The sequence below is a fragment of the Chryseobacterium sp. CH25 genome, assembly GCF_004119455.1.
In the GTDB taxonomy this organism is placed as follows: domain Bacteria; phylum Bacteroidota; class Bacteroidia; order Flavobacteriales; family Weeksellaceae; genus Chryseobacterium.
The window spans coordinates 72,189-88,575 of the sequence record NZ_NRQT01000014.1; the positions used below are offsets into that span (position 1 = coordinate 72,189).

Below are 16,387 nucleotides of genomic sequence, written 5' to 3' on the forward strand. Positions count from 1 at the left end.
ATTTAATTCTGATTTTTAGATGGTACAGGTGGTGGAACAGGGGCTTCTACATTAATTTTCTCAACATATTTCTCTGTTTTTATTTTGATCACACCATTGAGGAAGTCCTGCAGATCCTTTTCATTAGATGCAAAATTCTTTTCCGGAGAGCCAGCACTTATTTGTGCACAAGCTTTATCCTCAGTAATCAGATAGTAGTGGATAACATCGTAATCCATGTCTATATCATGATATCTGATGTAAAATACCTCGTTTCCGTTTACTTTTCTGAATTCCGTTTTTTTGATTTTATAGTGACTGGGATTCATTAGAAAACCTGTCAGAACAATATCTTTTACATTTTTCAAGGTGGCTTCGCCTTCTAAAGAAAAACTTCCAAAAGAAGCATATAAATCTTTATTCAAAGCTCCCTGAAGCGAAAATTCTCCACGTGAATATTCTTGCTGTTCCTGGAGAATAGTCCATTTTTTAGGATCATAATAAAATCCGGCATCCACTCTCTTACTTTGAGCTAATGATAAAGCAGTTTTGGAAGTTGTATAAGCTTTACTGTTCATAGCAGTATTTTCATACAGGCCTTCCGTCGCTTTGTTCATGAACTTCCATGTGTTGTCTGAGGAAATAATGACTTTCTGATCACCCGCTGTAAAGGCTTCCATGGTGGAAAATTCTCCAAGGTCGCCTCTACTGGATTTCCATGTTTTATCTTCAAGAAGCATAACCTCCTGACCATCATTGGTGATTGCCGTCTGTGAAAACAATACAGACCAACACAATAAAAATGATAAGTAAAGAGCAGGCTTCATCAATTTTCTTATAAATTGTTCAGAATAAAATCAGTCATTTTCTGATACAGTTGCGGTCTTGTCTGGCCACCATAAATTCCGTGGTTCTTGTCCGGATAAGCCATGAAATCAAACTGTTTCTTATTTTGAATCAAAGCTTCGGAGAACTCCATAGAATTCTGGAAATGTACATTGTCATCAGCTGTACCGTGGATTAAAAGGAATTTTCCTTTCAATAATTTTGCATACTCAGTAGGAGAGTTTTTGTCATATCCATCAGGATTTTCCTGAGGGGTTCTCATGAATCTTTCTGTATATACTGAATCATAATATCTCCAGTTGGTTACCGGTGCAACTGCAATACCCATTTTGAAAACATCCGCTCCTTTTGTCATTGCTAAGCTTGTCATGTAACCACCAAAGCTCCATCCGAACATTCCGATTCTTGTTTTATCAATATAAGATTGGTTTCCGAACCATTTTGCAGCGGTAATCTGGTCTTCAATCTCATATTTTCCAAGGTTCATATAAGTCACTTTCTTATATTTTGCTCCTTTGTAACCTGTTCCGCGTCCGTCTACGCAGGCAACGATATATCCTTTCTGTACAAGGTGGTTGAACCACATCGCATTTCCATTGTCCCAAGAGTTAGCAACCTGCTGAGATCCCGGCCCGGAATATTGGAACATAAATAGTGGATATTTTTTATTAGGATCAAAGTTTTTAGGCTTCATTACCCATGCATTCATCTGATCACCTACTGCGTTTGGAATGGTGATGAATTCTTTTTCAACAAAATTATCTGCTTTTAATTTCTGAAGCTGATCGTTATTGTTTTGAAGCTCCTTCACTGTTTTACCATTTCCGTCTTTTAAAACATAGGTATGAGGTTTTGCAGCCGTAGAAGAAGTTTCGATGAAATAGTTGTAGTTTTTACTGAAATTTGCAGAGTTATTTCCTTCTGCATTGGAAATCAGCTGAGATTTTCCGTTTTCGATATTTACTTTAGAAACTACTTTATTGATGCTTCCTTTTTCTGTAGTCTGAACGTAGATTTCTTTAGATTTTGGATTAAAACCATAATAATCTGTTACTTCCCAGTTTCCTTTGGTAACCTGTTTCTTTAATTTTCCATCTTTATCATACCAATATAAATGACGGTTTCCATCTCTTTCAGAAGCCCAAAGGAAAGAATCATCATCAAGGAATTCAATAGTAGGACTATCTGTTTCAATCCATTTATCATCCGTTTCTGTGAATAATTTCTGTACTGCTCCAGTTTTAGTATTTACCTTTAAAACATCTGAAGCATTTTGAATTCTCTCTGAAGTAATCAGAACCATTTCATCTGCTTTTGCAGTCTGGAAAACATTCTGAATATAATAGTTTTTGAAAGAACCTAAGTTCAATGGCATTACTTTATCAGTATCAAGACGATATAATTGTGCTGAAACTACAGAGTTTTTCTCTCCTGCTTTAGGATATTTGTAACGCATCTCAGCCGGATAAAGATTCTTACCATAGATAGGAATATAAATCTCCGGAACCTGGCTCTCATCAGATTTTACAAATACAATAGCATCAGAATTTTTCGTCCACTCATACTGTTTTGCATGTCCGAATTCTTCCTCATAAACCCAGTCTGCCAAACCGTTAAGAATAGCATTTTTCTTACCGTCTGTAGTAATTTGAGTAATTTTTCCGGATGTTAGATCTTGATAGTATAGGTTGTTGTCAGCAATGAAAGCTACTTTTGTAGCATCAGGTGAAAAAGTAGGTTCCTGAACAGGTTTTCCTTCATTTAAACTGATTACCTTTCCTGATTTTAAATCTTTCACTTCAAACTTTCCAAGGAAAGAATGTCTGTAAATAGGCTGGCTTTCTTTCTGTAAAAGAATTTTAGACTCACCATTAGAGAATACATAGCTTTCAAAACTTCCATCCACGATGTTTCCTTCTTTTTGAGAAGTTTTATATGAATATTTTGCAATTCCTGAAGGTTCAATAACAAGATAGTTTTCCCCGTTTTTCATGGAAGTAATCCCAGCAATACCTTTACCACGGTAGTATCCTGAATATATTTTATCTAAAGTGATTTCCTGTGCTGACACATTGTGAAATGCCGCTGCTATAGTCAAAGTTAAGAGTAGTTTTTTCATTTCTAATTTTAATGCTTCCAAATTTAATGAATCTTAGTTACATGACCATATAAAACAAAAATCAGGAAGCAGAGTCCTGATTTCTTATACTAATTGGCTACATGAATAGTCCCTGTATCTCCATTTCCAGGTGGATTGTAGTCCTGTGGAGCGCAGAAAGGATAGACAGCAGTACATGACGACTCTTCAAATCCTCCGATCCACCACGTTCTGAGCTTACAGGTTTGTGGATCTACACATCTGGTCATTCCGGGTAGAACACCGCCCTGAACTTCTTTTAATTGTTCTCTTAAAATTCTTTTTAAATTTTTCATGGTATATATTTTTGACTGAAGGTCTAAGGTAGTTAAAAAAATCATCTGATAGTGAATTTTATTAAAAAAGACAATTTGGCAAAAAAATTGAATGTATATATCTACCAATCAAATCAAAAAGAATAATTATGGAAACGAATGCATACAACCAGAAACTGAACCGTTATGTATTGAACGACCGAATTGTTTATACAGGTTTTTCCAGTTTTGATGACGCTCAGCAATGCGCCGGCAAAAAAGGCGGAATATTAGTGGAAGTGGGGTTTAAAGACGGAAACGATAACCCCGAAATTACAGATGAAGCCGGTTTGATAGAGAAAAAACTTCATTACTATGTGTATGCAGGCGATGAGTATAAATTTATCCATTCATCTGATCCCGGATTTAGAAAATACGCAGATGAACTGCAGAAAATTAAGGCAAATAATGATACAACAAGTCCGGATGAAAGGTATTTTGCCAATTTTGAGATCGAAAATATAGAAGATCCGATTATTGTGCTCAAAAATGATCATTTTCAGTCGGTAACATCAAGAGAACGTTCAAAATATTTGAAACACGCCAGAGTTTATGAACTGGGGGTATCCCTGCCTAAATCTTAAAAATCCTTATCATGAGCAAAACCAGATATTCAGATAAAGCTCAGGACAAAGTAGGAAAAGTAATGCACGAATTCAAGGAAGGAAAGCTGAAATCTTCTTCCGGAAAAAAGGTGACAGACAGAAAACAGGCTATAGCTATTGGGATTTCTGAAGCAAGAGAAGAAGGCCTGAAAGTGCCACCGAAAAAAAAAGTAAATAATTTCAATACAAAATGCCCGGAAATTTTCCGGGCATTTATAATATATATGGTAAATCAAAGTAACAGATTAGCTGTTGGTTTGATTATAAAGTATTCTATAATACTCATCTGCCATTCTATCACTGTTAAACTGATCTTTTACATCGTTCATTGCGTTGTGCTGAATTTTTCTCCATTGATCCGGATGATCGTAATACATAGGGAGAATTTCGTTTTCAAGGATTTCGTATAATGTATTTAAATCATAATTGTCCTGTTCGTAGATGCTCATATTCAGATAATCTGCTTTTGGAACTACGAAAGAATTTTCTCCATGCCTGGCAAATTCCGGGATCCAGCCATCATCTGTAGATAAGTTTACGGATCCGTTCATAGCAGCAGTCATTCCTGAAGTTCCTGATGCTTCTCTCGGAACTCTGGGATTGTTAAGCCAAAGATCAGAACCCTGTTTTAATGATTTACTTAAAGAAAGTTCATAGCCCGTAAGAACAGCCATATTTTTGTTATTCTTACTTTCTTCCACCAAAGTATTGAAAGTAGAAATTGCTGAATAATCCATTGGATAAGGCTTTCCTGCCCAAATAATCTGCACTGGGTATTTCGGATTGTTCAGTAGCCTGTAGAATCTTTCTTTATCATGTAAAAGAAGATCAGCACGCTTATACCCTGCAAATCTTCTGGCCCATACAATGGTGAAAATATTAGGGTTGAAAAGGTTTCCTGTTTGGTCTGCTACAATGCTGAACAGTTTTTTCTTTAAATGTTTTTTACGGTAATCGAAAACGGTATCATCATTCTCATCTTTCGCATTGTAAAGTGGTTTATCTGCCCAATATTTAAATTCCTGTGCATTGGTAATGGAAGTAATTTCACAGATTCCGGGATATTTATTCCACATAGCACGGGAAACTACTCCGTGAAGCTGAGAGACACCATTGGCAATTCTTGCCATTTTCAGGGCACAGAGAGAATGGTTGAAACGGTCATCATCTGCACCTTCAATCGCTTTTACTTCTTCCATGCTGTAGCCGGAGAAATAGGTCATATCATAGCATAGCTTCAAATTATGTTTTTCATTTCCTGCTTCTTCCGGAGTATGAGTGGTGAAAACCAGTTTTTCTTTCACCTTATTCAGATCTCCGTTATATTTTCTTAATAAATAGAATGCTGCCGGAAGTCCATGGGCTTCATTTAATGATAAACATCTCTTTCGATATTCATTTCATCCAGTAATTTAGCACCACCTTTTCCAAGTAAAATATACTGAGCCAGTTTTGTAGACTCATTAGCATCATAAAGCTTGTGGCAAATGGTTTTTGAAACATGATCATTTTCAGGAACATCTGTAGACAGGAAAAACATTGGGGCAGTGTTGAAAATTTCAGGATCAAGATACCATACCTTTACCCAAACAGGGGCACTGTGAATTTCTATTTGAAATTTTATTCCTGTATCCTCAAGAAAACTGTACATTTTTCTGGTCCATACCGGTTGTAAAGTCTGGTCATGGTTTCTGGCCTGATCATAATATCCGAATTTCCAAAGAATACCAATTCCAATAAGATCCTGTTTTAGGTTATAAGCACTTCTCATGTGAGATCCTGCTAAAAAGCCAAGTCCACCGGAGTATATTTTCAGTACCTGCTCAAGGGCAAATTCCATCGAAAAATAGGCGGTTTTTTTTGAATATTGGGGATTGATGTTATAGGGTATTTTAAAATTCCTGAAATCCATAGAATACTGGTTTGTGTTTGAAAAGACAAAGGTATTAATAATGAAAATAAACTTTATATTAATTAATGGATAAATTAACTTTAAAAGTACGCATTGAATAGTTTTTTTACTTATCTTTAAGAGTGTAAATTTTTGATTATCAAAAACTTTTAATGGTGAAAACCAATGGCTGCATGTGTTTAATTAAATAAAAAAATCACACATGAAAAAGACATTTTCTGATGAAGATTTGATCAAGAATCTGAGTTTATATTACCTGAATCGGCATTTGAAAAAAAAGCCCATAGAAAAATACCACCGTACCATAGATGAATCCCCGCTTCATGATCGGGAAAAATACCGAAAAAAATCAGAGATTCTTCTACTCAATTCTTTTATGCATCATTTTCCTGATGTGAAATTTGAAAATTTTACCTGCGAAAGTCCGGACTTTATCGCAAAACTGAACGACAAAAAAATCGGAATAGAACTTACCGAAGTAATCAATCATCTGGAAATGAAAAAAGTGGAGAGCACTTTAAACAAAATGTTCCGTCAGGCAGAAATATTATTAGAACAGGAAGACACTACGAAATATCGTGGTGTTTATTTTTTAGAATTTCACCCTAATATAAAGTTTGATAATCTTGAAGAACAGGAAGAAAATATCATTAATATTTACAGAAGCATAAAAAAAATAAAGGAGTAGGCTGTGTAAAAAGTGTAAGAAAATCTTTTCACCGTAGAAATGTTTTTATTACTCATGAGTATAGTATGAACCTTTTTGATGAGCTCTGCTCAGATAAAATTCTGGATCTTATTGAGAAGAAAAATGAAAAGTTTCCTTATTACGATACTTCAGTAGACGAATGTTGGCTGGTTATTGTTTCTGATATGAATTCTATTGCATCAAGGTATACATTTATTCAGGATAAAGATCACCTGAAAGAAGTAAAAAGCCCTTTTCATAAAATTTTTCATCTTGAAAATCTCTGCGGAAATATTACAAGCATAAAATAACAGCTTTGAATATTGACTTTTTAATCAATTGTAGATATTTTTTTAATATCATAAAAAAACATCACTTTTTATTATTTGTGATTAAATAATAGGTATATTTGGTGTAGGTTGGATATTGATCTGACTTAAAAACACTTAGCCACAAAAAACAAATATATCTATGAGAAAAATTTTACTATTTATTCTTTTATACATTTCCCATTTTTTATACTCTCAGCAGGATTGTGCCACGGCACTGGCTGTTTGCGGGAACTCGAATATTACTTACAGCCCTTCAGGATATGGTACTATTAAAGAAATGGTAAACTCCGGGACATGTATAGATATATCAGGAGAACATAACTCGATCTGGTATAAAATTACGATTGCCACAGGAGGGACTCTAACATTTAATCTGGTTCCCAATAATCAGGATGCGGATTATGACTGGGCAATTTTTGGCCCCAATGTGAATTGCGGAAGCCTGGGATCTGCTATACGCTGTAATGCCGCAACAGTTATTGGGGTAGGTGCTGCAACAGGTTTAAATATGACCAGTACCATAACAAATGCAGCTGGTGGTTCTACCACACCTTATTGCCGGTATCTTGATGTTTTACCAGGAGAAACGTATTACTTATTTATTGATAACTGGGTAAGCAGTACAAGTAGTACAACAGCTCCTTTCGCCTTAACATGGGGTGGAACAGCCACTTTGGCATCTCCGTTTACAGATCCTGCAATTCAACCTAATCCTTTTATGCCACCGGGAATTCCAGCGGCTAATCCTGCCGACCCAAGAGAGGTTGTTATCTGTGGAAATCCTCTTGTATTTGACTTTGGAACACTGTCTGCCGGTATTATTAATGGAAACCCCGGTTTTAGTGTAAGTTATCATAATAGTGCTAACGATGCGTTATCGGTAAATAATCCTATTACAGCTCCAATAATGGTAAATACTTCAACAGTTTACTATTATAGCATCAGTTATACAGATCCTACCAACCCAAACAGCCCTCTTAATAAATGTAAACAGACAGGGGTGTTTAAGTTTAAAGATGGATCTATTGTTGTAAAAGATGCAACATTAACTGAGTGTAACAATAATAATGCAGGAACAGCACTTTTTAACCTTACAGCAGCTGATGTTACAGCTGCCCCTAATGTATCGAAAAAATACTATAACAGTATGTTTGATCTTAATGCTGGAATTAATGAGATCACTAATCCAAGTGCATTTATCTCTGCAGAAGGAGCAGTTTATGTAAAAGTTGTTTCAGAATACGGATGCAGTGGTATTGCGAAGATTACACTGAAATTTCATCCTGTAGTTGTTGTTAAAGAGGCTACACTTACAGAATGTTTCCTGGAATCCAATCCAAGTACTGCTTCTTTTAATCTTGCAAATGCACCTGTAACCAACCCGGCCAATACCAATAAGAAGTATTACCCTTCCGAAGCGGATGCCATCAATCAGACTAATGAAATTTTGAATTCTATGAATTATATTGCTCCAAACGGAGTGGTGTATGTGAGAGTTACAAATAATGAAGGATGTTATGCGGTTGTTAAAGTTACCCTGGTAGTAACTCCACCGAAGTATTCAGATATGCTTAAAGATAAAGTAATCTGTATAGAAGATAAAACCACGCTGGATGCAGGACCCGGATTTAATAGCTATCAGTGGAGTACAGGAGCAACTACCCGAACTGTTAATGTAGGAGTTGGTGTATATTGGGTAAAGCTTAAAACGAGAGAATGTTATACTACACAGACTGTAAAGGTAATGCCAACTGAGCAGCCTGTTATTTCCAATATTGAAGTGGGAAGTAATACAATCACAGTAACTGTAATAGGCGGTACTCCACCTTATAAATATTCTTTGGACAATATTCTCTGGCAGGATTCCAATATTTTCAACAATCTCCCAAGAGGTGAGTATAAAATCTATGTAAAAGATGATTATAATTGTGCTCCTATAAAGGTTGAAATTGTTGTTCCGAACCTGGTTAATGTAATTACTCCCAATGCTGACGGAGTAAATGATGTCATTGATTATTCCGCATTATCCGGTAAACAAAATCTTATGATTCATATTTTTGACAGATACGGAACTAAGATTCATCAGGCTGATAAGCTTAACGGCTATAAGTGGGACGGCACAGTAAACGGAAGAAGAGTTCCTACCGGAACCTATTGGTATTCTGTATTGTGGAATGAAAATAATAACAGAAATACACCCGTCAAATTTACAGGTTGGGTATTAGTTAAAAACCGGGAATAATGTGATAGGGCATAAATGAAATGAATAGATAAAACCACTTCTGAAGAGGTGGTTTTTCTGTTTGAATTTTTTACATTAGTTATCAAAATAGAAAGAATGAAAGACCTGTTTGTTAAACATTTTGAATATTATAAATCCCTCGGAGATAAGTCGTTTAGTCAACTGTCAGATGAGCAGATTTTCTGGCAGTATAATGAAGAAAGTAATTCCATTGCAGTCATAGTACATCATATTGCAGGAAATATGCTTTCGAGATGGACTAATTTTCTTACTGAGGATGGTGAAAAATCGTGGCGTCACCGCGATGAAGAATTTGTAAATACTTTTAAAACTAAAGATGAGGTTCTTGATTTCTGGGAAAAAGGATGGAAATGTTTTTTTGATGCTTTAGATCAGATTAATGAAGGTAACCTTTATTCTACAATCTATATACGAGGCGAAGGACATTCTGTTATTGATGCCGTTTTCAGACAACTTGCTCATTATCCATATCATATCGGACAGATTGTTTATATCGCTAAAATGATTAAAAATGAAGACTGGAAAACACTTTCTATTGCCAGAAACAAATCTCAGGAGTTTAATACTGAAATGAAAAATAAATTTTCCAGAGAAGAACCGGATGCTAATTCATCTCCTGTTTGCTTTCAAAATAGCCCGGAAGTAAGAGATGAATATAAACAATAGATTGAATCAATCTTGGATTATTATTAAAATTACTATCTTTGCACCCATAAAATTCAGAAGTAACACATGTCTGCTTTTCAAAGAACTGCCGCGTATCATACACTTGGCTGCAAATTAAATTTTGCAGAAACATCTACTATTGCCCGTCAATTAACAGATGCAGGTTATGATAAGGTGAGCTTTGATGAGAAGGCTAATGTGTATGTAATCAACACATGTTCAGTAACTGAAAATGCTGACCGTGAGTGTAAACTTCACGTAAAAAGAGCAATGAAAGCCAATCCTGACGGGCTGGTAGTTATTGTTGGCTGTTATGCACAGCTGAAGCCTGAAGAAATTTCTCAGATTGAAGGAGTAGACCTTGTTTTAGGAGCTAAAGAAAAATTTAATATTCTTAGCTACCTTGATGATTTGGAAAAATCAGACAACGAAGGAATTGTTCATTCATGCGAGATTGAAGAAACCGATTTCTTTATCGGAAGTTATTCTATTGGCGACAGAACAAGAGCGTTCCTGAAAGTTCAGGACGGATGTGATTACAAATGTACTTACTGTACTATTCCATTGGCAAGAGGAATTTCGCGTTCAGACACCATCGAAAATGTTCTGAAAAATGCTTCAGAAATTGCTGCAAGGGACATTAAAGAAATTGTTCTTACCGGAGTAAACATCGGTGATTACGGTAAAGGTGAGTTTGGAAATAAGAGACACGAACATACATTCCTGGATCTTATCTCAGAACTGGATAAAGTAGACGGAATTGAAAGAATCCGTATTTCTTCCATTGAGCCTAACCTTTTAAAGGATGAAAGTATAGAACTGGTTTCTAAAAGTAGAAGCTTTGTTCCGCATTTCCATATTCCGTTACAATCCGGAAGCGATGATTTATTGAAAAAAATGAAACGTCGTTATCTTACCAAATTATACAATGACAGGGTAAATAAAATCCGTGAGGTTATGCCTGATGCTGCCATTGGTGTAGATGTGATTGTTGGATTCCCGGGAGAAACAGAGGAGTTATTTATGGAAACTTATAATTTCCTTAATGAGCTTCCTATCACTTATCTTCACGTATTTACTTATTCTGAAAGAGAAAATACAGAAGCAGCTGCAATGGAAGGTGTAGTTCCGGTAGCTGAAAGAAAAAACGTAATAAAATGCTGAGAATTCTTTCTGAAAAGAAAAAAATGGCATTTTATCAGACACAACTTGGAAAAACGCTTCCTGTACTTTGGGAGCATGAAAATAAAGACGGGAAAATGTTTGGCTTCACAGAAAACTATGTGAGAGTCCAGAAAGACTTTGATCCTGCATCCGTAAATCAAATCGAATTTCTAAATTTAGAAAAAATCCTGTCAGATGGCACGGTTTCTGTGCAATCTTCCTACCAAAGTTTTTTAGCAAAAGCATAGGCTCTTTGCAAAATTTCTACTAAATTTATTTTTAAACTTTAAATACTACATTCATGAGAGATAAGTTTTTATCTTGGGGAATTGTATTAGTAGCTGCTACATGGATTGTAGCACTGCTGATAAAAGCGCATTACTGGATACCGACGCTGCTATCCGCTATTTATGCATTGGGTGTGTACAATGCTTACCAATCGAAACATGCTATTCTGAGGAACTTCCCGGTACTGGGGTACTTCAGGTACTTTTTCGAAAGTATTTCACCCGAAATGCAGCAATATTTCATTGAAAGGGAGACAGACGGGAAACCGTTCCCAAGAAATCAGCGTTCTGCAGTATACAGAAGAGCTAAAAATATAAGTGATACAGTAGCTTTTGGAACACAGTTGGAAGTAAATCACAGAAAGTATGAGGGTATTAAGCATTCTATTTATGCAAAATCCCCATCAGAAGAACTTCCGAGAGTTTGGGTAGGAGGAGAGCAGTGTACACAGCCTTATCATGCTTCATTATTTAATATCTCAGCCATGAGTTTCGGAGCATTAAGTGACAGAGCACAGATTTCACTGAACAGAGGAGCTAAGAAAGGAAATTTCTTTCATAATACGGGAGAAGGAGGGATTTCACCTTATCACCTTGAAGGAGGAGATTTATGTTGGCAGATTGGTACAGGATATTTCGGCTGTCGTGATGATGAAGGAAAATTTAATCCTGAGCTATTTACTAAATATGCAACGCTTCCTAACGTGAAAATGATTGAAATCAAATTATCACAGGGAGCAAAACCAGGACACGGCGGAGTTCTTCCGGGAGTCAAAAACACACCGGAAATTGCGGCAATTCGTCACGTAACACCTGGAATGACTGTTATCTCACCACCATCACATACTGCATTTTCTGATGCTGCAGGGCTGTTGAGGTTTGTACAGGAATTAAGAGAGCTTTCAGGAGGGAAACCAGTAGGTTTTAAACTTTGTATCGGAGATACCAAAGAGTTTGAAGATGTCTGTGTACAAATGAATGTGTTAAAAATTTATCCAGATTTTATTACTATTGATGGAGCAGAAGGAGGAACAGGTGCAGCACCGCCGGAATTTTCAGATGGAGTGGGAATGCCTTTGGAGCCAGCTCTGATCTTTGTTAACAGAACTCTTAATAATTATAATCTGAGAAATAAACTTAGAGTTATTGCCAGTGGTAAAGTGCTTACAAGTTTAGATATCCTAAGAGCAGTAGCAATGGGCGCAGATATGTGTAATAATGCAAGAGGATTTATGTTCTCTTTGGGATGTATTCAGGCTTTAAGATGTAATTCAAACAACTGTCCTACGGGAGTTGCTACTCAGGATAAAATGTTGATCAAAGGATTGGATGTTACGGATAAAGCAGAAAGAGTATATCATTTCCATAAAAATACCCTTCATACCTGCAATGAACTTATAGCTGCAGCAGGAAGAAGCTCTTATGAAGAAGTAGATGCTACTATGTTTATGAGAGGAGATGAATTTGATCACCTTGCAGATCTTTATTTCCCGGATATTTTAGGAAATGTAAAACAAAAGGCAAGATCTTAATAGCAGAAAAGATAAACTGTTTAAAAGCTATTTTAAACATAAAAAACAGATTAGAACATCTCTAATCTGTTTTTTTTATGATTTATTTTTTACAAATAATATAAGTTGACTTTTAAAGGCTTTATTATATCTGGAGAGAGGTGGTTTAATCTAAGGAATTCATAATATAGTCAGGTTCTTTAAAAACTGTTATATAAATAAAAAACCACCCGGCTAAAGGTGGTTTATATTTTTATTTTTCATTACTAAGTCTTGCTCGGCTTCCATAAATCTGGAAGTTAAAAATAAATGAATTGTTTCTGTAAGATAAACCTAGATAAGAATAATGAGCGTTTCTTGCAAATGCAGCTCTTGATGGAACGATAATTACTCCTTGCAGGTTATAAGGTGCTTCATTCGGTAAATCAAAACCACTGAATTTTTTTAATGCTTCTTTAAGTCCTGCTATTTCATAGTAGCTTCTTAGTTTTGCAGCATCAGTAGTTGCAGCATCAAGTGTACTTTGCTTTACGTAAAAATACATAGGATCATTCAAAGGAATTGTACTCCCATCTATGGTGTTTAAGAAAGGAATTTGGCTAGAAAGTACAGGATTTCCGTTGTTATTAATAGCTAAATAAGCATAGCCTCTTCCCATTATTTTAATAACACTGTCATCTTTAATCTCCTTTGCATCACTTGGTGCAGGTTGTGCTCCTTCTCTTACAATATACTTTGTTCCTGAAGGAAGTGTCACAACGTTCAATTCTGATAATTTTTTTTCTTTATCATCAGAAGTATCTGTGGCACTGAAAGCTTTTATATTTCCTTGGGCATCCAGATAATTCTCATCCAGATATTTTGCAATAGCCTGATCATCATAGCTATTTTGTACATTAATGTCTGCCGGTTCTTTATAGGTTTCTGTCTCATCACTTTTATTACACGCAGAAAAACACACAGATCCTACAAGGATATATAAAAATATTTTTTTCATTTCAAAAAACTTTAATTACTTTACAAATAATATAACGGCAAAAGTATAAAAAAATATGAGAATAGATAAATTTTTATGGAGCATTCGTTTTTATAAGACGAGAAGTATTGCAGCTGAGGAGATTAAAAAGAATAGAGTTTCTATGGGAACGTCTGCCGTAAAGTCATCTAAGGAGGTAAAAGAAGGAGATGTTATTAAAATCCGCAAGAACCAGATCGATTATAAAATAAAAGTATTACAGATTCCTAAAAGTAGAATAGGAGCTAAACTGGTTCCACTCCATATACAGGATGTAACTGATAAGGAACAGTACGAATTGCTGAAACTTCGTAAAATGACTCAGGATTACTATCGAAACAAAGGAGAAGGAAGACCTACAAAAAAAGACAGGAGAGATATGGATGATTATGTAGGCAACGATGTTGATGCTGATTTTACGGATTGGGATGACTTCTTCGGTGAAACAGATAACGAAACCGAAGATGAAAATTAAAAATAGAAAGCTCTAGAGATAGAGCTTTTCTATTATTTCTTTAACAATATCTTCAGGTTCTCTGGAATCAGTACCTACGCTAAGCTGAGCTTTACTGTAAAACTGATTTCTTTCAAATAAATGTTTGGCAATAAACTCCGGGAGGTCCTCATCAGAAATATTGGCAATTAATGGCCTTTTTTCTTTCTGTTTGGAAAGTCTTTCAACCAAAGTTCCTACAGAAGCTCTTAAAAAAACACTTTTGGAATTATGATTGATGATTTCCATATTATTATAATAAACAGGAGTTCCGCCCCCAAGGCTTAATATTACATTTTCTTCTGAAGCCAAGATTTCCTCGAGAGCTTCTCTTTCCAGTTTTCTAAAATAAATTTCTCCTTTCTTTTCGAAAATCTCAGGAATGGTTAATTTATTTCTTCTAGAAATCTCTTTATCAAGATCTATGAGTTTGAAATCTATTTTATCGCTTAATATTTTGGAAATGTGGGATTTGCCACTGCCCATGTATCCTATTAGTGAAATTATCATGAATTTTTTTTAAACAAATTTGCGAAAAAGTTTTGAGATAAAGAAAAAAGTCATATCTTTGCACCACTTAAAACAAGGGACATTGCTTAAATGAAAACTTGTTTATGAAGTGGCCGACTCGGTAGCTCAGCTGGTAGAGCAATACACTTTTAATGTATGGGTCCTGGGTTCGAATCCCAGCCGGGTCACTAGCAATAAATATTACAAATCTTGTGATTTTATTGCCTGCGTGGTGAAATTGGTAGACACGCCATCTTGAGGGGGTGGTTTCCTAAGGATGTGCTGGTTCGAGTCCAGTCGCAGGCACTGCAAAGAAAATTTTATAATTAATATTGAAATTTATTTCATTTTAATTGTGGCCGACTCGGTAGCTCAGCTGGTAGAGCAATACACTTTTAATGTATGGGTCCTGGGTTCGAATCCCAGCCGGGTCACAAGTTTACTGAAAAGTAAATTTTTTCATATTAATATTTTGTGATTTGGTGTTTCAAAGGCTTCCTTCCGGAGGCCTTTGATTTTTTGTGTTAAAACAGGACATAAACGTATTAAAAATATTCTGCTTTTCCTTTAAGTATTTTGTGTTGTTGCTCTTGTATTTTTGTTGAAAAAAACTCTGACCATTGATTGATCAGAGTGTGTTTATTAAGGGATAAGCTTTGTAGTGCGTATACTAGTCCAAATGCATATTGTCAATTAATCTGACTCCATCAACTACTACTACAATAAAAGCTCTGAATTTTCTGTCTTTATAGAAAAAATCGGTTTCCTGTAGAGTGTTTTCGTCCGCAATCAGAAAATATTCCAGTTGCATCCCCTGTTGACCGTCAAAAATATCCGTTACTCTTTCTTTGATTTCAGGAATGCTAACTGTTCTGAACCAATCGTTAACCTTGTTTAGGGTTTCATAAATAATTTTAGAAGCTTCTTTTCGGTCTTCATGAAGTCTCTGGTTTCTTGAACTCAACGCCAGTCCGTTATCAGCTCTGTAAATCGGAACACCTTTTATATTAACGGGAAGGTGTTTTTTATTAACCATTTTTCTGATAATAGCCAGTTGTTGGAAATCTTTTTCTCCAAAATAAGCATTGTCAGGTTGTACCTGTCTGAATAATTCCTCTACAACAGTTCCTACACCGTCAAAGTGTCCCGGTCTGGATTTTCCTTCCATTTCATTTTCCAGGCCATCAAAATCATAATGTTGGCTTTCTGCTTTTTCAGGATAAATATCTGTTACTTCAGGAATGTAAACCGCGTCTACTAAGCCAGACTTTTCCAGAATCAGGATATCTCTGTTAACATCTCTTGGATATTTCTCAAGATCCTCAAGATTGTTAAATTGGGTTGGATTTACAAAAATTGAAGAAATAACAAGGTCATTCTCCTTTTTTGCTTCTTCATACAGGGAAAGATGTCCCTTGTGCAGAGCTCCCATCGTAGGGGCAAAGCCAATTCTTTTTCCCATTTCCTTCTGTCTTTCAATGAAATCCTGAAGGATTTTCCTGTTTTTTATAACTTCCATAGTTTATTTTAATACTTATTCAAAAATACTAAAAATATCATATAATAAAATGTGTTTTTACCAATTTGGTAAAGGGAATTTTCGTAAAAAAATGTTAATTAAAATAATGTTGGATGTTTTTTTGTAATTTTGCACATTAAAGCATT

13 protein-coding genes, 3 tRNA genes and 3 pseudogenes are annotated in these 16,387 nt (G+C 35.5%); 12 read left to right on the forward strand and 7 right to left on the reverse strand.

Going from position 1 to position 16,387, the window contains the following annotated elements; genetic code table 11:
• Positions 1-2 precede the first annotated feature (2 nt).
• The 3 genes from BOQ64_RS21955 to BOQ64_RS21965 form a co-directional block, all read right to left on the reverse strand.
• Positions 3-806, reverse strand: a complete 804-nt coding sequence (locus BOQ64_RS21955) for a hypothetical protein (protein WP_129058757.1) — start codon at positions 804-806, stop codon at positions 3-5.
• Between the two features lie 8 nt (positions 807-814).
• The gene (locus BOQ64_RS21960) at positions 815-2,944 is read right to left on the reverse strand and encodes a S9 family peptidase (protein WP_129058758.1); all 2,130 of its coding nucleotides are present in this window, start codon (positions 2,942-2,944) and stop codon (positions 815-817) included.
• 89 nt (positions 2,945-3,033) lie between these two features.
• Complete coding sequence (locus BOQ64_RS21965) at positions 3,034-3,258, reverse strand: bacteriocin-like protein (RefSeq protein WP_129058759.1); 225 nt, start codon at positions 3,256-3,258, stop codon at positions 3,034-3,036.
• 128 nt (positions 3,259-3,386) lie between these two features.
• On the opposite strand from BOQ64_RS21965, the gene BOQ64_RS21970 reads away from it, so the two are divergent.
• Entirely contained in the window at positions 3,387-3,860 is a 474-nt protein-coding gene (locus BOQ64_RS21970) for a hypothetical protein (RefSeq protein WP_129058760.1), read from the forward strand.
• A gap of 11 nt (positions 3,861-3,871) precedes the next feature.
• Positions 3,872-4,036 (forward strand): annotated as a pseudogene (locus BOQ64_RS24270) (DUF6496 domain-containing protein); the annotation flags it as partial.
• Between the two features lie 90 nt (positions 4,037-4,126).
• On the opposite strand, the pseudogene glgP reads toward BOQ64_RS24270, so the two are convergent.
• Positions 4,127-5,793 (reverse strand): annotated as a pseudogene (glgP, locus tag BOQ64_RS21980) (alpha-glucan family phosphorylase).
• Between the two features lie 202 nt (positions 5,794-5,995).
• On the opposite strand from glgP, the gene BOQ64_RS24275 reads away from it, so the two are divergent.
• The 6 genes and pseudogenes from BOQ64_RS24275 (at position 5,996) to BOQ64_RS22005 (ending at position 12,725) form a co-directional block, all read left to right on the forward strand.
• Complete coding sequence (locus BOQ64_RS24275; protein ID WP_228448524.1) at positions 5,996-6,481, forward strand: hypothetical protein; 486 nt, start codon at positions 5,996-5,998, stop codon at positions 6,479-6,481.
• A 65-nt stretch (positions 6,482-6,546) separates the two neighbouring features.
• The gene (locus BOQ64_RS24280; protein WP_228448525.1) at positions 6,547-6,792 is read left to right on the forward strand and encodes a hypothetical protein; all 246 of its coding nucleotides are present in this window, start codon (positions 6,547-6,549) and stop codon (positions 6,790-6,792) included.
• Positions 6,793-6,952: 160 nt separating this feature from the next.
• Positions 6,953-9,055 (forward strand): T9SS type B sorting domain-containing protein, encoded by a 2,103-nt coding sequence (locus BOQ64_RS21990; protein WP_129058762.1) that lies wholly within the window; start codon positions 6,953-6,955, stop codon positions 9,053-9,055.
• Between the two features lie 96 nt (positions 9,056-9,151).
• Positions 9,152-9,742 (forward strand): DUF1572 family protein, encoded by a 591-nt coding sequence (locus BOQ64_RS21995; RefSeq protein ID WP_129058763.1) that lies wholly within the window; start codon positions 9,152-9,154, stop codon positions 9,740-9,742.
• 66 nt (positions 9,743-9,808) lie between these two features.
• Positions 9,809-11,154 (forward strand): annotated as a pseudogene (gene mtaB, locus BOQ64_RS22000) (tRNA (N(6)-L-threonylcarbamoyladenosine(37)-C(2))-methylthiotransferase MtaB).
• A gap of 53 nt (positions 11,155-11,207) precedes the next feature.
• The gene (locus BOQ64_RS22005) at positions 11,208-12,725 is read left to right on the forward strand and encodes an FMN-binding glutamate synthase family protein (RefSeq protein WP_129058765.1); all 1,518 of its coding nucleotides are present in this window, start codon (positions 11,208-11,210) and stop codon (positions 12,723-12,725) included.
• A gap of 232 nt (positions 12,726-12,957) precedes the next feature.
• On the opposite strand, the gene BOQ64_RS22010 is transcribed toward BOQ64_RS22005, so the two are convergent.
• Positions 12,958-13,701: a hypothetical protein gene (locus BOQ64_RS22010; RefSeq protein ID WP_129058766.1), complete on the reverse strand. Its 744-nt coding sequence runs from the start codon at positions 13,699-13,701 to the stop codon at positions 12,958-12,960.
• 55 nt (positions 13,702-13,756) lie between these two features.
• Between BOQ64_RS22010 and BOQ64_RS22015 the strand changes: the two genes are divergently transcribed.
• Positions 13,757-14,194 (forward strand): RNA-binding S4 domain-containing protein, encoded by a 438-nt coding sequence (locus BOQ64_RS22015; RefSeq protein ID WP_129058767.1) that lies wholly within the window; start codon positions 13,757-13,759, stop codon positions 14,192-14,194.
• A gap of 12 nt (positions 14,195-14,206) precedes the next feature.
• Here the strand turns inward: BOQ64_RS22015 and BOQ64_RS22020 are convergent, their stop codons facing one another.
• Entirely contained in the window at positions 14,207-14,722 is a 516-nt protein-coding gene (locus BOQ64_RS22020; protein WP_129058768.1) for a shikimate kinase, read from the reverse strand.
• 115 nt (positions 14,723-14,837) lie between these two features.
• Between BOQ64_RS22020 and BOQ64_RS22025 the strand changes: the two genes are divergently transcribed.
• The 3 genes from BOQ64_RS22025 to BOQ64_RS22035 all read left to right on the forward strand — a co-directional run bounded on the left by BOQ64_RS22025 (position 14,838) and on the right by BOQ64_RS22035 (position 15,156).
• Positions 14,838-14,910: transfer RNA gene (locus BOQ64_RS22025), tRNA-Lys, on the forward strand.
• Between the two features lie 35 nt (positions 14,911-14,945).
• Positions 14,946-15,028 (forward strand) — tRNA-Leu (locus BOQ64_RS22030).
• A 55-nt stretch (positions 15,029-15,083) separates the two neighbouring features.
• A tRNA-Lys gene (locus BOQ64_RS22035) sits at positions 15,084-15,156 on the forward strand.
• 236 nt (positions 15,157-15,392) lie between these two features.
• Here BOQ64_RS22035 and panC read toward each other — a convergent pair.
• Positions 15,393-16,241 (reverse strand): pantoate--beta-alanine ligase, encoded by an 849-nt coding sequence (gene panC, locus BOQ64_RS22040; protein ID WP_129059859.1) that lies wholly within the window; start codon positions 16,239-16,241, stop codon positions 15,393-15,395.
• Positions 16,242-16,387 lie beyond the last annotated feature (146 nt).

Coding starts and splice junctions, on each gene's coding strand:
- BOQ64_RS21955 (WP_129058757.1), bottom strand. CDS start 806: ATGAAGCCTGCTCTTTACTTATCATTTTTATTGTGTTGGTCTGTATTG.
- BOQ64_RS21960 (WP_129058758.1), bottom strand. CDS start 2,944: ATGAAAAAACTACTCTTAACTTTGACTATAGCAGCGGCATTTCACAAT.
- BOQ64_RS21965 (WP_129058759.1), bottom strand. CDS start 3,258: ATGAAAAATTTAAAAAGAATTTTAAGAGAACAATTAAAAGAAGTTCAG.
- BOQ64_RS21970 (WP_129058760.1), top strand. CDS start 3,387: ATGGAAACGAATGCATACAACCAGAAACTGAACCGTTATGTATTGAAC.
- BOQ64_RS24275 (WP_228448524.1), top strand. CDS start 5,996: ATGAAAAAGACATTTTCTGATGAAGATTTGATCAAGAATCTGAGTTTA.
- BOQ64_RS24280 (WP_228448525.1), top strand. CDS start 6,547: ATGAACCTTTTTGATGAGCTCTGCTCAGATAAAATTCTGGATCTTATT.
- BOQ64_RS21990 (WP_129058762.1), top strand. CDS start 6,953: ATGAGAAAAATTTTACTATTTATTCTTTTATACATTTCCCATTTTTTA.
- BOQ64_RS21995 (WP_129058763.1), top strand. CDS start 9,152: ATGAAAGACCTGTTTGTTAAACATTTTGAATATTATAAATCCCTCGGA.
- BOQ64_RS22005 (WP_129058765.1), top strand. CDS start 11,208: ATGAGAGATAAGTTTTTATCTTGGGGAATTGTATTAGTAGCTGCTACA.
- BOQ64_RS22010 (WP_129058766.1), bottom strand. CDS start 13,701: ATGAAAAAAATATTTTTATATATCCTTGTAGGATCTGTGTGTTTTTCT.
- BOQ64_RS22015 (WP_129058767.1), top strand. CDS start 13,757: ATGAGAATAGATAAATTTTTATGGAGCATTCGTTTTTATAAGACGAGA.
- BOQ64_RS22020 (WP_129058768.1), bottom strand. CDS start 14,722: ATGATAATTTCACTAATAGGATACATGGGCAGTGGCAAATCCCACATT.
- panC (WP_129059859.1), bottom strand. CDS start 16,241: ATGGAAGTTATAAAAAACAGGAAAATCCTTCAGGATTTCATTGAAAGA.